This is a genomic window from Sphingomonas sp. GW821-FHT12D09 (genome assembly GCF_058807215.1).
Genome location: NZ_JBXAQL010000001.1, coordinates 919,050 through 933,913, shown reverse-complemented (window position 1 = coordinate 933,913; position 14,864 = coordinate 919,050). Strand labels below are relative to the sequence as shown.

Annotated in this window: 10 protein-coding genes; 9 read left to right on the top strand and 1 reads right to left on the bottom strand. The window is 66.2% G+C overall.

What is annotated here, in order from left to right:
• Positions 1-4: 4 nt before the first annotated feature.
• Positions 5-844 (bottom strand): IclR family transcriptional regulator, encoded by an 840-nt coding sequence (locus AC1RPL_RS04310; RefSeq protein WP_493068019.1) that lies wholly within the window; start codon positions 842-844, stop codon positions 5-7.
• A gap of 202 nt (positions 845-1,046) precedes the next feature.
• Between AC1RPL_RS04310 and rhmD the strand changes: the two genes are divergently transcribed.
• From rhmD to AC1RPL_RS04265, 9 genes are all read left to right on the top strand, one after another.
• Complete coding sequence (gene rhmD, locus AC1RPL_RS04305; protein WP_493068018.1) at positions 1,047-2,243, top strand: L-rhamnonate dehydratase; 1,197 nt, start codon at positions 1,047-1,049, stop codon at positions 2,241-2,243.
• Between the two features lie 18 nt (positions 2,244-2,261).
• A complete protein-coding gene (locus AC1RPL_RS04300) occupies positions 2,262-3,119 on the top strand; it encodes a 2,4-didehydro-3-deoxy-L-rhamnonate hydrolase (RefSeq protein ID WP_493068017.1) in 858 nt (285 codons plus the stop codon).
• Positions 3,116-3,865, top strand: a complete 750-nt coding sequence (locus tag AC1RPL_RS04295; protein WP_493068016.1) for an SDR family NAD(P)-dependent oxidoreductase — start codon at positions 3,116-3,118, stop codon at positions 3,863-3,865. Before AC1RPL_RS04300 ends, AC1RPL_RS04295 begins: the two co-directional genes overlap by 4 nt.
• Positions 3,866-3,883: 18 nt before the next feature.
• A complete protein-coding gene (locus AC1RPL_RS04290; RefSeq protein ID WP_493068015.1) occupies positions 3,884-4,786 on the top strand; it encodes an amidohydrolase family protein in 903 nt (300 codons plus the stop codon).
• Positions 4,787-6,004, top strand: coding sequence for an MFS transporter (locus AC1RPL_RS04285; protein ID WP_493068014.1), 1,218 nt, complete (start codon positions 4,787-4,789; stop codon positions 6,002-6,004).
• A 78-nt stretch (positions 6,005-6,082) separates the two neighbouring features.
• The gene (locus AC1RPL_RS04280) at positions 6,083-9,145 is read left to right on the top strand and encodes a glycoside hydrolase family 2 protein (RefSeq protein ID WP_493068013.1); all 3,063 of its coding nucleotides are present in this window, start codon (positions 6,083-6,085) and stop codon (positions 9,143-9,145) included.
• A gap of 203 nt (positions 9,146-9,348) precedes the next feature.
• Positions 9,349-13,071, top strand: a complete 3,723-nt coding sequence (locus tag AC1RPL_RS04275; RefSeq protein ID WP_493068012.1) for a TonB-dependent receptor — start codon at positions 9,349-9,351, stop codon at positions 13,069-13,071.
• 20 nt (positions 13,072-13,091) lie between these two features.
• Complete coding sequence (locus AC1RPL_RS04270) at positions 13,092-13,871, top strand: hypothetical protein (protein ID WP_493068011.1); 780 nt, start codon at positions 13,092-13,094, stop codon at positions 13,869-13,871.
• On the top strand, positions 13,871-14,815 hold the full coding sequence (locus tag AC1RPL_RS04265; protein ID WP_493068010.1) for an aldo/keto reductase: 945 nt from the start codon (positions 13,871-13,873) through the stop codon (positions 14,813-14,815). The genes AC1RPL_RS04270 and AC1RPL_RS04265 overlap by 1 nt, the downstream gene beginning before the upstream one ends.
• Positions 14,816-14,864 lie beyond the last annotated feature (49 nt).

The following is a 14,864-nucleotide window of genomic DNA, read 5'->3' as shown; positions in this document are numbered from 1 at the left end:
CCCCTTAACGTCTCGATCTGCGCGGCGGACGGACGTCCGGGCTCCAGCCGAGATCGGTGCTGATCTGCCTGGCGGTCTCGCGCACTTCGGCGCTGAGCTCCGCCATGCGGTCGTCGTCCATATATTGCGCCGCGCTGGACACGCTGATCGCCGCCACGATCTTTCCGGACACGTCGCGCACGGGCGCGGCGACGCAGCGGATCAGATCCTCGTTCTCCTCGAGGTCATAGGCATGGCCTGCCTCGGCATAGCCGCGCATCCGCTCGAACCAGGTCGCGCGGTCGGCGCGCGGGGCGCCATGCGCCTGGTCGGTGTCGAACAGGCGTTCCCAATCGGCCTCCGGCTCGTCGATCAGCAATGCTTTGCCGAGCCCGGTCGAGGTGAGCGGCTGGCGATCGCCGATGCGGCTGGAAATCTCGACGCGGCGCCGGCCGGCGATCTTGTCCAGATACAGCGCCGAGTCATTGTCGAGGCGGCCGAGATGCACCGTATCCTCCGAGCGCGCCGCCAGGTCTTCCATGCGCGGGCGCGCGATCTGGACGATGTCGGCCTGGCTCTGCGCGAGGAAGCCCAGCTGAATGAGCTTGGGGCCGAGCTGATAGCCGTCGCGCTGCATATAGGTGAGGAAGCCGCGGTCGATCAGCGCGTTGGCGAGCCGGTGCGTGGTCGAGCGGGTCAGCCCCATCCGCGCGGACAGCTCGGCAAGCTTCACCGGGCCGTCGATCACCTTGTCGAGCATGTCGAGTCCGCGGACGAGCGTCTGGGTGCCCTGCACCTTGGCGCCCTTGGCAACGCCCTCCTGATCGGGGGCCTCGGAATCAGCATTTGACGTTGTACGTCTCATCAAGTAACATCCTATCCCATAAAGTGAGAAAGTAAAGCGCAGGAGAGTGCGAGGCCGCGGAGCCGCTGAGGCTCTGATTCAACCGAACATTGATCCTTAAGCGGGCGGCGTATCACATGATGGTACGGAGCGCGCGGGAATTTTCACATATTGTCGAGGGGCGCTCCTATTTAGGATATGAGCGCGAAAGGGATTGCGAAGCGTGGGCGCAGCCGGACTTTCGAAAATCAAGCAGGTGCGCGCCTATACCGTGCGGGGTGGCGGCGCCGATTATCACGACCAGGGCGCTGGCCACTGGATCGACGATCACATCGCCACGCCGATGGCGCGCTATCCCGAATACCGCCAGTCGCGGCAGAGCTTCGGCATCAACGTGCTCGGCACGCTGGTGGTGGAAATCGAGGCCGAGGACGGCACGATCGGCTTCGCGGTGACCACCGGCGGCGAGCCGGCCTGCTATATCGTCGAAAAGCATCTCGCGCGCTTCCTCGAGGGGCGCAGCCCGACCGAGTACGAGAAGATCTGGGACCAGATGTACTTCTCGACCCAATATTACGGGCGCAAGGGGCTGGTGGTGAACGCCATCTCCGGCGTCGACCTCGCGCTTTGGGATCTGCTCGGCAAGCTGCGCGGCGAGCCGGTCTACCAGATGCTCGGCGGCGCGGTGCGCGACGAGCTGCAATTCTACGCCACCGGCGCGCGGCCCGACATCGCCAAGGAACTGGGCTTCATCGGTGGCAAGATGCCCCTCCACCACGGCCCCGCCGAGGGTGAGGAGGGGATGCACAAGAACATCGCCGAACTGGCCGAGATGCGATCGCGCGTCGGCGAGGATTTCTGGCTGATGCTCGATTGCTGGATGGCGCTCGACGTCGATTACGCCACCCGGCTCGCCCACCGGGCGTGGCATGAATGCGGTCTCAAATGGATCGAGGAAGCGATCAGCCCCGACGATTACTGGGGCTATGCCGAGCTGAAGCGCAATGCCCCCAAAGGCCTGCTGGTCACCACCGGCGAGCATGAGGCGACGCGCTGGGGCTTCCGCATGCTGCTCGAGATGGAGTGCTGCGACATCATCCAGCCCGATGTCGGCTGGTGCGGCGGCGTGACCGAGCTGCTCAAGATCTCTGCGCTGGCCGATGCGCTTGGCAAGCTCGTCGTGCCGCACGGATCGAGCGTCTATTCCTACCACTTCGTCGTCACGCGGCATAACAGCCCGTTCGCCGAGTTCCTGATGATGCATCCGGGGCCAACCGAAGTGGTGCCGATGTTCCACCCGCAGCTGATCGGCGAGCCCGTTCCCCAGAATGGCCGCCTTCGCACGAGCGCGCTCGACAAGCCCGGCTTCGGTGTCGAGCTCAACCGGGCGCTCGACATGCACCGACCCCATACGCACTGAGCACGAGAGACCCAGCCCATGAAATTCTGCCGCTACGGCCCCCGCGGACAAGAAAAGCCCGGCCTGATCGACGCCAATGGCGCGGTCCGCGACCTGTCGGGCACGATCGCCGAGCTTACCGTCGAGGCGATCGCCGGCCTGGGCGCGATCGACCCGACAACGCTGCCGGAAGTGCCCGCGGGCGCGCGGCTCGGCGTGCCGGTGAAGGGCATCGGCAAGATCGTCGCGATCGGCCTCAACTATGAGGACCATGCGATCGAATCCGGCCTGCCGATCCCGACCGAGCCGGTGATGTTCATGAAGGCGCTGTCGAGCCTGACCGGCCCGAACGACGAAGTGATGATCCCGCGAGATTCGACGCACAGCGACTGGGAAGTCGAACTCGCCGTGATGATCGGCAAGACTGCGCGCTATGTCGAGGAAGCCGACGCGCTTTCTTATGTCGCGGGTTATACCATCGCCAACGACGTCTCCGAGCGCTTCAACCAGAAGCAGCGCGGCAGCCAGTGGAGCAAGGGCAAGGGGCATGACAGTTTCTGCCCGGTCGGCCCCTGGCTGGTGACGCCCGACGAGATCGCCGACCCGCAGGATCTCGACATGTTCCTCGACGTCAATGGCGCGCGGATGCAGACCGGTAATACGCGGACGATGATCTTCGATGTCCGCCAGATCATCGCCTATGTCAGCCAGTATATGACGCTCTATCCGGGCGACCTGCTGATCACCGGCACGCCGCCGGGCGTGGGCGAGGGCAAGAAGCCGGACTCGATCTTCCTCAAGGCAGGCGACACGATGCGGCTGGGCATCGCCGGGCTCGGCGAGCAGCAGCAGCCGGTCGTCGCATGGCGCCACCTCGGCGACGCGGTGCTCGGGTGAGTGTCTATCAAGGACGTTTCGCGGGGCGCACCGCGATCATCACCGGCGGCGCATCGGGCCTGGGCCGCGCCGTCGCCAAGCGGCTGGTCGCCGAAGGCGGCAAGGTCGCCTTGTGGGACGTCAACGCCGACGCGCTCGCCGAGGCGGCCGCGGAAGTCGGTGCCACGACCACTGCGGCGATCGACGTCGCCGACGCCGATGCCGTGGCACGCGCCGCGCAGGAAACCGCGGATGCGCTCGGCCGGGTCGACATCCTGGTCTGCTCGGCCGGCATCACCGGGGCGACCGCGCCGGTGCACGAATATCCGATCGAAAGCTGGGAGCAGGTCGTCGGGATCAACCTGAACGGGCTGTTCTATTGCTGCCGCGCCGTGGTGCCGCACATGCTGGCCAATGGCTATGGCCGGATCGTCAACGTCGCGTCGGTCGCCGGCAAGGAAGGCAATCCCAATGCCTCGGCCTATTCGGCGTCCAAGGCCGGCGTGATCGGCCTGACCAAGTCGCTCGGCAAGGAGCTGGCGGGCAAGGGGATCATCGCCAATGCGCTGACGCCCGCGACCTTCGAGAGCCCGATCCTCGACCAGCTGCCGCAGAGCCAGGTCGATTACATGCGCTCGAAGATCCCGATGGGGCGGCTGGGCGAGGCCGAGGAAAGCGCCGCGATGATCCTGTTCATGGCGAGCGAGGAATGCAGCTTCACCACGGCCTCGACCTTCGACACGTCGGGCGGGCGGACGACATACTGAGCGAAACGGGGAGGGGAGATGGCGCGCGACCTGCCGTTCGTCGATGCCCATGTGCATCTCTGGGACCTCGACCGGATCGCCTATCCGTGGCTGACGCCGCCCTTCGCCGATGACGGGCCGAACGGCAGCGTCGAGGGTATCGCGCGAACCTATCTGCTCGACGATTATCTGGCGGATGCCGCGGGCTGGGACGTGCGCGGGATCGTCCATGTCGATGCCGGCGCCGAGGCGAGCCTCGCGCTCGAAGAGACCGAATGGCTCCAGGGCATCGCCGACGAACGCGGGATGCCCAATGCGATCATCGCCTTCGCGCCGCTCGATCATCCGCAGATCGACGCCCTGCTAGAAGCACATGCCGAGCATCGCAACGTCCGCGGCATCCGCCACATCGTCAACTGGCATGCCGATCCGCAGCGCACCTATTCGCCGCGCGACGTCACGCAGGACGAAGCGTGGCAGGACGGCTTTGCGCTGCTCGCCAAATACGAATTCAGCTTCGATCTCCAGGCCTATCCCGGCCAGTTTCCCGCGCTCGCCGGGCTGATCGCGCGGCATCCCGAAATCCCGGTCATCGTCAACCATACGGGCATGGCGCTGCCGGGCGAATGGGAGGCATGGCGCGCGGGGATGCGCGCGCTGGCGGCGCTCCCCAATGTCGCGACCAAGGTCTCGGGCATGGGCTTCACGCATCGGCCGTGGACGCTCGATCAGGCGCGGGCCTATGTGCTCGAGGCGATCGACATCTTCGGCGCCGAGCGCGCGATGTTCGCGAGCGACTTCCCGACCGACAAGCTGTTCGGCAGCTTCGCGCAGCACCTCGACGCCTATGACGCGATCACCGCCGGCTTCACGGACGGTGAGCGCCGCGCGCTGTTCGCGGGCAATGCCAATCGCATCTACCGGCTCGGGCTGGACCTCTAGATGACCGCGCCCGAGCATCGGTGGCGCGACACGATCCTGGCGGGGCTCGCCAATTATATCGACGCGGGCAGCATCGTCGCCGGTTCGGTGGCGCTGGGCTTCTGGAGGCAGAGCTACGGCCTGTCCGACGGGTTCGTCGGGCTGATCGGCGCGTTCAGCGCCAATGCGATCTCGGCGGGCGTGGGCGCGCTGATCGGCGGCGTGCTGTGCGACCGGTTCGGGCGCAAGACGATCTACCAGTACGACATGCTGTTCTATGCCTTCGGCATGCTCTTCCTGGTGTTCGCGAGCACGCCGTGGATGATCGTGCTCGGCTTCGTGCTGGTGGGATTGGCAGTTGGAGCGGACATCCCTGCGTCCTGGTCGCTGATCGCGGAGCAGGCGCCCGATGCCCGGCGCGGCGCGCATTCCGGCGTGGCGCAATTGCTCTGGTATCTGGGTCCCGTGGCGGTGCTCGTTGCGGCCTATTTCCTCCAGCCCTTTGGCATTACCGGCATACGCTGGCTGTTTGCGCATCTCGCGGTGCTGGCGATCGCGCTGACCTTCCTGCGCAAGCGGATGCGCGAATCCGCGCGCTGGGAAGAGAGCCGCGCGGCGGGCGCCGCGAACTGGCGGGCGCTGCTTAGCCCGCGCTATTTGGGCGCGATGCTGTTCCTGGCCGGCATGTACGGCTTCTGGAACCTGTGGGCGGGATATAACGGCTTCTTCACGCCCTATCTGATCGCGCAGAACCATCTGCCCGCCTGGACCGCGACGATGCTGCCGGCGAGCTATTTCCTGATCGGGATGATCTCGATCCTCGGCATCTTCATGACGCTGGCGGACCGAGTGAACCAGCGGCTGCTGTTCGGCATCTCGGCGGCGATGCACGTCATCGGCATGGCGCTGCTCGCGCTGTTCGGGTTCCGGCTCGAGATCGTCATCCTCCACGTCGTGATCATGGGCGTGGCGGCGGGTTTCGGCGCGCAGAGCTTCTTCCAGCTCTGGTCGGCGGAGCTGTTCCCCACCGCGATCCGCGCGACTGCGCAAGGGGTGACGTTCGCGGTGGTGCGCATCGGCCTGGGCATCTGGAGCCTGGCGGTGCCGACGCTGGCCGCGCATGACTTCACCACGCTTGCCTGGATCCTGACCGGCTTCCTGGTGGGGAGCGGCATGATCGGCTTGATCTGGGCGCCGCGCAACGAAGGCAAGTCGCTCGAGCAAATCGTCGGTACATAATTGGCCTGACCATTGGCTTGACCAGTGTTTCCAATTATTGCACCTACCATCCATAATATGGAAATATGGAGAGTGCAGATGCGCCGATTGTCCTGCCTGGCCCTGCTCGCGCTGGCAACGCCGATCGACGCGCTGGCGCAGTATGCCTCGACCTTCGTCCGCTCGCCGCGCGGCACCTATAATTTCAATTCCGATTGGCGCAGCGCGACCGGCGAGCAGGCCGGCGCCGAGAAGCCCGGTTTCGACGATGGCGGCTGGCGGGCGGTGACGCTGCCCAACGCCTTCAACGAGACCGAAGCGTTCGCGCGCGACATCAAGCAGCTGTCGACCGGCATCACCTGGTACCGCAAGCGCTTCACCCTGCCGAAGGGCGGGTTTGGGCCCAAGGGCGCGGCGGGCAGGGCGCTGCTCGAGTTCGAGGGCGTGCGCCAGGCGGCGGAAGTGTGGGTAAACGGCCGCTCGGTCGCGCTGTCGGAGAATGGCGTGACGGCGTTCGGCGCGGACATCACCGCCGCGCTGGTGCCCGGCGAGAATCTGGTCGCGGTGCGCGTCGACAGCGACTGGAAGTACAAGGAGCGCGCCACCGGCAGCGGCTTCCAGTGGAACAACGACAATTTCAACGTGAACTATGGCGGCATAACCAGGAACGTCCGCCTGCACCTGACTGGGCCCGCCTATCAGACGCTGCCGCTCACCGCCGGGCTGGGCACCATCGGCCAATATGTCTGGGCCGACGCGTTCGACCTCGATCGCAGCGCCGCGACGATCCACGCCGAGAGCGAAGTGCGCAACGCCGACATCCGCCCGCGCAGCCTGGGCTACCGCGTCGAGATCCGCGACCGCGACGGGCGCAGGGTCGGCGGGTTCGGCGGTGGTACCGCGCTGCTGCAGCCCGGCGAGACGCGCATCCTGGCCGCCTCCGGCCGGCTCTCGGGCTTGCAATTCTGGAGCTGGGGCTATGGCTATCTCTACACCGTCACCACCAGCCTCATCGAGGATGGCAAGCCGGTCGATAGCGTCGATATCCGCACCGGCTTCCGCCAGACGCGCTTCGCCGACGGGATGGTCAGCCTCAACGGCCGCGTGATCCAGATGCACGGCTATGCCCAGCGGACCTCGAACGAATGGCCGGCAGTGGGCACCGCGGTGCCGCCCTGGCTCAGTGACTTCTCCAACGGGCTAATGGTCGAGAGCGGCGGCAATCTGGTGCGCTGGATGCACATCACGCCCTCGAAGCAGGACGTAGAATCCGCCGACCGCGTCGGCCTGATCCAGGCGATGCCGGCGGGCGATGCCGAGGGCGACGTCACCGGCCGGCGCTGGGAGCAGCGCAGGGAGGTGATGCGCGACGCGATAGTCTACAACCGCAACAACCCCTCGATTCTGTTCTACGAGAGCGGCAACGAGAGCATCAGCGAGGCGCACATGGCCGAGATGAAGGCGATCCGCGACCGCTGGGATCCGCATGGCGGCCGTGCGATCGGATCGCGCGAGATGCTCGACAGCAAGGTCGCCGAATATGGCGGCGAGATGCTCTACATCAACAAGAGCGGCAACATCCCGATGTGGGCGATGGAATATTCGCGCGATGAGGGCGGTCGGGCGTTCCAGGACGATTTCACGCCGCCCTTCCATGCGGACGCACCGGACTATAACCGCAACCAAGACAGCCACGCCGCCGAGGATGTGCGCCGCTGGTACGACTATTATCGCGTGCGGCCGGGCACCGGGCGACGGGTGAGCGCAGGTGGGGTCAACATCGTCTTCTCGGACTCGAACACGCATTTCCGCGGCGACAACAACTATCGCCGCTCCGGTGAAGTCGATGCGGTGCGCTTGCCCAAGCAGGGCTTCTACGCGCACCAGGTGATGTGGTCCGACTGGGTCGATAGTGTCACCCCGGCGACGCACATCATCGGCCATTGGAATTATGCGCCCGGTACGAAGAAGCCGGTGACGGTGGTCTCGAACGGGGAGTCGGTCGAGCTGTTCCGCAATGGGAAGTCGCTCGGCATGGGACAGCGCAGCGCGGGGTTCCTGTTCAGCTGGCCCGAGGTCGCCTGGGCGCCGGGAACGCTGCTCGCCGTCGCCACCCATGTCGATGGCCGCCGCTCGGAGGACAGCGCCGAGACCGTGGGGCCGCCCGCCGCGCTACGCCTCACGCCGCATACCGGGCCGCGCGGCTTCATAATGGACGGCGCCGATATCGCGCTGGTCGATGTCGAGGTCATCGATACCAAAGGGCGGCGCGTGCCGACCGCGCACGACATGATCCGCTTCACGCTGGACGGCCCGGCCGAATGGCGCGGCGGCATCGCGCAGGGCGACAGCTCGGGCAAGCCGCGCGCGGTGCCGGTTGTCGATACCGCGCCGGCGGCGCCGGGCAAGGACCAGGTCACCCACACCGACGGCGCCGCGCGGGGCGACGACAATTACATCCTCTCGCGCAGCTTGCCGGTCGAAGCCGGGGTAAACCGCGTCCTGCTCCGCGCCGGCACGCAGGGCGGGGTGGTGCGTGTCACCGCCACTGCAAAGGGGTTCGCGCCGGTCACCCTGGCGATACCGACACGGCTTCCCGCGCCGGCGCCGGGCGGGCTCTCAAGCGATTTTCCCGAGCGGTTCCAGCCCGGCGAACTGAAGCGCGGGCCGACGCCTCGCACGCCTTCGTTCCGCATCAGCCGCACGACCGCTTTGCCCGCCAGCGTCGTTGCCGGGTCGAATAGCGACACGGCCGATCGCTCGATCGACGACAATGAGCTGTCGCGCTGGAACAGCGACGGCAGGCCCGAGACCGCCTGGATCGAATATCGCTTCGCCGCGCCGACAGTGCTGAGCGAGATCGACCTCAAGCTCATCGGCTGGCGCTCGCGCAGCTACAAGCTGCGGATCACGCTCGACGGGCGGACATTGTGGGAAGGCGAGACCGAACGCCAGATTGGCTATGCCCATATCGCCTTCGCGCCCGGCAGGGGCCAGGTGCTGCGCATCCAGCAGATCGGCCCGGTCGAGGACCGCGACGGCTTCGGCAAGGTCGTCGAGCTCGATACCGCGCGCAAGGCGGGAGATACGGGTGCCGAGGCGGTGCCACCCGGCTGGCGCCTGGGCATCGTGGAAGCGGACTTCCATGGACCTGTCGACTGACGCAATCCTACATGTTGCAACACTATTTCAAACCGGGTTGCGCCGGCGCAAAAATGTGATAAGTTCTACAAGCTGAATAAGCGTCTCACATTATGGGAGTTTGGCAGGGGGTCAAACGGTCAGAGGGGCGCTCGCGGGGACAATCAAAACGATGACCCGCGTCCAAGGCCCCCGTGAAGGCGGGGCAGGAGAGGGGACATTTGATGAAGCGACTCGATTCGCGCCGTCGCGCTGCGGCTACGGCTTCCTGGGCAGTGCTCGGCCTGTTGCTCGCTTATGGCAGCGAAGCCCATGCCCAGACGGCGCCCGATGCGGGCGGCCAGGCAGTGCCGGCCGAAGCCGATGACCCGGCCCAGCAGGCTAATGACGCGATCGTCGTCGTCGGCTCGCGTGCCAGCCAGCAATCGGCCAACCAGCGCAAGAAGAACGCGAAGACCGCGACCGATTCCATCGTCGCCGACGATGTCGGCTCCTTTCCCGACCGCAACGTCAACGAAGCGATCTCGCGTATCCCGGGCGTGGCGCTCAGCCGCAACGAATTCGGTGAAGGCGACGGCGTAGCGGTGCGCGGCAATGGCGCAGACCTGACCCGCGTCGAACTGGACGGCGTCGGCGTGCAGAGCACCGCCGGCCTCGCCATCGCATCGGGCCAGGGCCGCAACGCCGACATGCGCGAGCTTCCCGCCGAACTGATCAAGAGCGTCGATGTCGTCAAGGGCTCGACCGCCGACATGACCGAAGGCTCGCTGGGCGGTAGCATTCAGATCAAGACGCGCAGCGGCCTTGACTTCAAGAAGCCCTATTTCTCGCTGCGCGGCGGCGCCGGGCAGAATTCGCTCGGCCGCGACTGGACGCCGGATTTCAATGCGGTGGCCGCGAACAAGTTCTTCGACGACCGGCTCGGCGTGATCGTCAGCGGCAGCTATGCCAAGGTCCAGAACAACGGCCACGCCTATGAGAACACGACGAGCAACAATCGCGGCTATTCCCGCCTGTATGATTTCGACAATTCGCCCAACAAGACCTTCAGCTACAACCCCGCGACGCTGGGCACCGACGCGGCCGATGTCGCCTTCGCCAACAGCATGGCGCCCGACGGCAGCACGCTGACCCCGCGCGAACTGGTCCAGATGTCCGCCGGCGCGACGAGCAAGGCGCAGTGCCTCCAGCTCTTCCCGGACAATCCGACCGGCAACAGTGCGGGCCTCACCCAGACGGTGATCAACGCCCAGCACACGCAGCGCATCCTGGAGCAGCAGACCTGCCTGAACCAGTGGAACGACTATACGCCGTCGCTGATCCGTAATTTCATGAACGAGCAGACCGAGAAGCGTTACTCGTTCGACGCGCGGGTCGATTACCGGATCACCGACAATCTGACGGTCTTCGCCAAGGGCACGATCGCCAACCGCTCGGTCCACGACCAGAACCGCAGCCGCACGCCGCTGACTCTGTTCAACCAGAACATCGCGGGCACCTTCGTCGATAGTGCCGCCGGCTATCCGCGCCGCCGCACCGTCTCGCCGAATGCGCCCGCGGGCTATGCGCTGTTCGATCCGCTCTATGGCTATAATGCAGTCACCACCGGCAGCGGGTCCACTGCGGTCACCAACGCGGTGACGGGCAACGTGCTCAACATCGTGCCGGGCAGCGTCATCGTCGACAGCGCGCACAACGTCACCAAGATGACGACCACCAACAATGCGGTGGCGATCGACCAGATCGAGAACCAGATCGACATCAAGAGCAAATACGCCCAGGTCGGCGCCGAATATCGCGGTGACCGGCTCGAGATCGATCTGTGGGGTGCCTATACCAAGGCCCGCTCCAGCCGCGCCGACATGCGTACCTCGCGCACCTACACCTATGGCGACGCGACGCTGGCGCTGCAGCCGAACGGGCTGTGGGACATCGCGGTGCCGGCCAATTACGACGAGACCAACCCGTTCAACTTCGTTCAGCTGAGCGCGCCGGCCTGCGTGTCCGGCGGCACCAACCCCGCTACGTGTACCGGCCAGAATGCCGTCGCCGCGAGCGCGACCGGGCCGGCGACTCCAGCCTATCTCGTCTCGCAGATGCCGCTGACCACGCCGAGCTTCTCAGTCCAGTACACGCCGTCGCTCGGCGAGGCGTCCGAAAAGGATGCCAAGTTCGACCTCTCCTTCCGGACCGAGGGGCTGATCCCGTTCATCAGCCGCGTGAAGGTCGGCGCGATGTACCGCAACAACACGATCAGCAAATGGGGCAATGGCGGCTATACCGCGGCGACTGCGGTCGGCACCTTCGGCACAGCCGGTTACGTCCCGGCAGTGATCGTGCCTACCGCCATCGTGCGCGGCACCTATCGCGCCTGCCAGCCCACCACCGGATCGTCCGCGGCGGGCGGGCTGTCGTGCAACTATGGCTTCGTGCCCAGCACCAATCCGGCGAACGTTCGCTCGGGTGTCGACACGTTGACGCCGGATGAACTGCGCGCGCTGTTCGAACGCACGCTCGAACCGGCGACATCGGCCTATTTCGGCGGCCTGCCCAATCGCGGCAACCTGCCCAGTGCGTGGCAGGGCATCCGCACCGACCAGCTGTTCAGCGCGCTGGGCGCGTCGCAGTTCATGAACTTCGACTGCCTCAAGACCTGCATGGGCAGCGATGGCAAGATGTACGCCCAGCCGGTCACCCGCGTGAACGAGACGATCAAGAACGTCTATGGCATGTTCGACTTCGAGCAGCGCCTGCCGTTCGGCCTGTTGTTCAACGGCAACGCCGGCATCCGCGGCGTGTTCACCACCGACAAGGCATCGGGCCTGCAGACGATCGCGGCGATCCGCGTGACCTCTGCCTATACGCCGGCCAACCCCAATGCGGCTGCGGGCTTCACCACCCAGTCGTTCAGCAAGCCGATCAACGTGCAGCGCAGCACCACCGACTGGCTGCCGAGCGTCAACCTCAACCTTTGGGGCTTCGACCAGAGCGTCGTCTTCCGCCTCTATGGCGGCAAGACGATCGCGCGTCCGAACATCGACAATCTCGTGCCGGCGGGCACCTGCACCGTCGACGAGCGCGACATCCTCGATACCGGGACCGACGACAGCTTCGACTGCTCGGGCCGCCTCGGCAATCCGGGCCTCAAGCCGTTCACCGCGTGGAGCTACAACGCCTCGCTCGAATGGTATCCGAACGCCGACACGGTCTTCTCGGTCGCTTATGGTCGGCTCGACGTGAAGATCGGCAAGCCGATCCAGGTGACCGTGCTCGACAAGCCCTATGCCGGCAGCTCCGAGATCGATCCGATCACCGGCAAGCCGCTCGCCGATATCGAGTTCCTGGTGCCCACCTATGCCAATGGCCCGGGCTACAAGCGCAACATCTGGGAGTTCGGAGTCAAGACGGCGTTCAGCTTCCTGCCGGGACCGCTGAAATATCTCGGCACCGACGCCAACCTGTCGGTACTCAGCTCGGTGGTGACCAGCGGGCAGCAGGATCCGCTCACCGGCGATGTGATGCTGCCGCCCGATGAGTCCAAATATTACGCCAATGCCTCGCTCTGGTATGACGACGGCAAGCTCAACATGCGCGTCTCGTATCAGTACCGCACGGATCGCTTCAACTGCATCACGCCGTGCGGCGGCAACACCACCGACATCAATTATCCGGGCGAGCAGTGGACCAATGTCCGCCTAGTGGCGCCGGGCTACAATCCGGGCGTGCCGCGCTTCACGGACTCGAGCGCCTATATCGACCTCAAGGTCTCGTATAACATCAACCGCAACTTCCAGGTCTATATGGAGGCGCGCAACATGACGCGCGAGGCCCAGACGATCTCGACCGGCGGCTATACCGACTTCGCCGACGGCACGCCCAAGATCATGCGCCTGCAATATGGTGGCCGGCGCGTGATGACCGGGGCGCGCATCCAGTTCGGCAATTGACGCGCGGGGCGGGCTTCCCGATGGGGACGCCCGCCCTGTTGCCTGCGCTACCCATCGTCCCGATCGCGCAGGCAGCAGCGGTGCGCCGGCTGCTCGATGCGCCGCTGGGCGCGGTCGAAATCCCCCGGCCCGGGCTCGACGACACGCCTTATCGCGACTTCGTCCGCAGGCTGCTGCGTGCGCCGGGGTTCAAGCTCGACTTCAACCGGCTCGATCCAGACGCGGCGCTCGCTTTGGTCTCCGATCAATTGCTCGGCGCGAACGCTTTCCGGAGGGAGCGCGACTTGCTCGCCGCCGATATAGCGGAACTCGCCACGCTGGCGCAGGCACTGACGGGAAGCCGGCCGGCGATATCGGTGCGCAGCTATTTCGTGCCCGGCGACCTGGTCTGGCATGTCGACCGCGTCCAGGAACGCACCGCGTTCCGCTTCGTCTGGCCGCTCGGCCGGCCCGCGGGGATGTGCGTGACGCCCACCGACAATATCGACGCGGAAATCTACCACGCCTTCATGCGCCGCGAATTCCCGCTGCTCTGCGCGCTCGACACGCAGGTGCTGCGCGCGGGCGCGACGCTGGAGGCCTTGTGGGCGCATCGCCCGGCCCAGCTCGAGGCGATGCGGATCGGCCGCTTCCCCTTCCTGATCGATCCGGAGCGCAAGGTGGAAGTCTCGCCCGGCGCGGCGAGCATTCACCGTATCGCGACGCCGGTCCAGCCGGGAACCTATCACCGCGCATCCTGGGCCAATCGCGATGTGCCGGGCTTCCAGGTCGTGATCACCGCCGCGTCGGACCGAAGCTGATGCGCCTGCGCCCGCTCGGCCGCACCGGTATCGAGGTGTCCGACCTGACCATCGGAACGGGCGGCCTGGCACAACCTGGATGCGATGCGGATGAGGCGCGGGCGGCGCTCGCGCTCGCGTTCGATCGGGGCGTGAACGGCGTAGAGATAGACGCCGGCGATGCAGTTGCCGTGGCGCTGCTCGGCGCGGTGCTTCGCAGGCGAGGCGACCGCAACCGGATCCAGGTGCTCGCGCGTGCGACCTCGCTGGTGCGCTTCGACCTTCCCTCGCCGCATGTTTCGGTGGACCTGGCCTATCCGGGCCGGGCATTGCGGGCCGAAGTCGAAGCCCTGCTGGCGGCGCTGGGCCTCGAGCGGCTTGCACTGCTGCAGCTCCCTGCCTGGTGCCCGGAATGGCTGGACGAAGGCGATTGGCGCACGGTGCTCGACCGGCTTCGGGCGGACGGTAAGATCGCCGGCATCGGCATCTCGCTGTTCGATCACGACACCGATGCCGGCATCGATGCGGCGGCGCAGGGCGCAGTCGATGCGGTGCAGCTGATGCGCAACATCTTCGATCCCGGCGGCGAGGGGGCATTGCTGCCGCTCTGCCGGCGCCACGGGATAGGCGTGATCGCCCGTGCGCCGCTATATCATGGCACGCTGGCCTGGCGCTCGGCGCTGTCGGGTGACGCGATACCGGCCGGAGACTGGCGCCGGGCCCATTTCTACCCCGAGCATCGCCAAGAAACGCTTGCGCGCGTCGAGCGGTTGGCGCGCGACTTCGGCGAGGCGGATCTCGCAGGCATGGCGCTGCGCTTCGCGACGTCGCATCCCGCCATATCGACGATCGCGCTGGGCATGCGCACGCGCCATCATGTCGAGAATAGCCTGGACGTCATCGGGCGGGGGCCTCTCGACGCCGGACAACTGGCGCTGCTCGCCACGCACCGGTGGCTATGTTGAGGCCCGGGTACAGGCGGCAGAATTCTTCGCCTCCGGTAAAGTCGGGAAC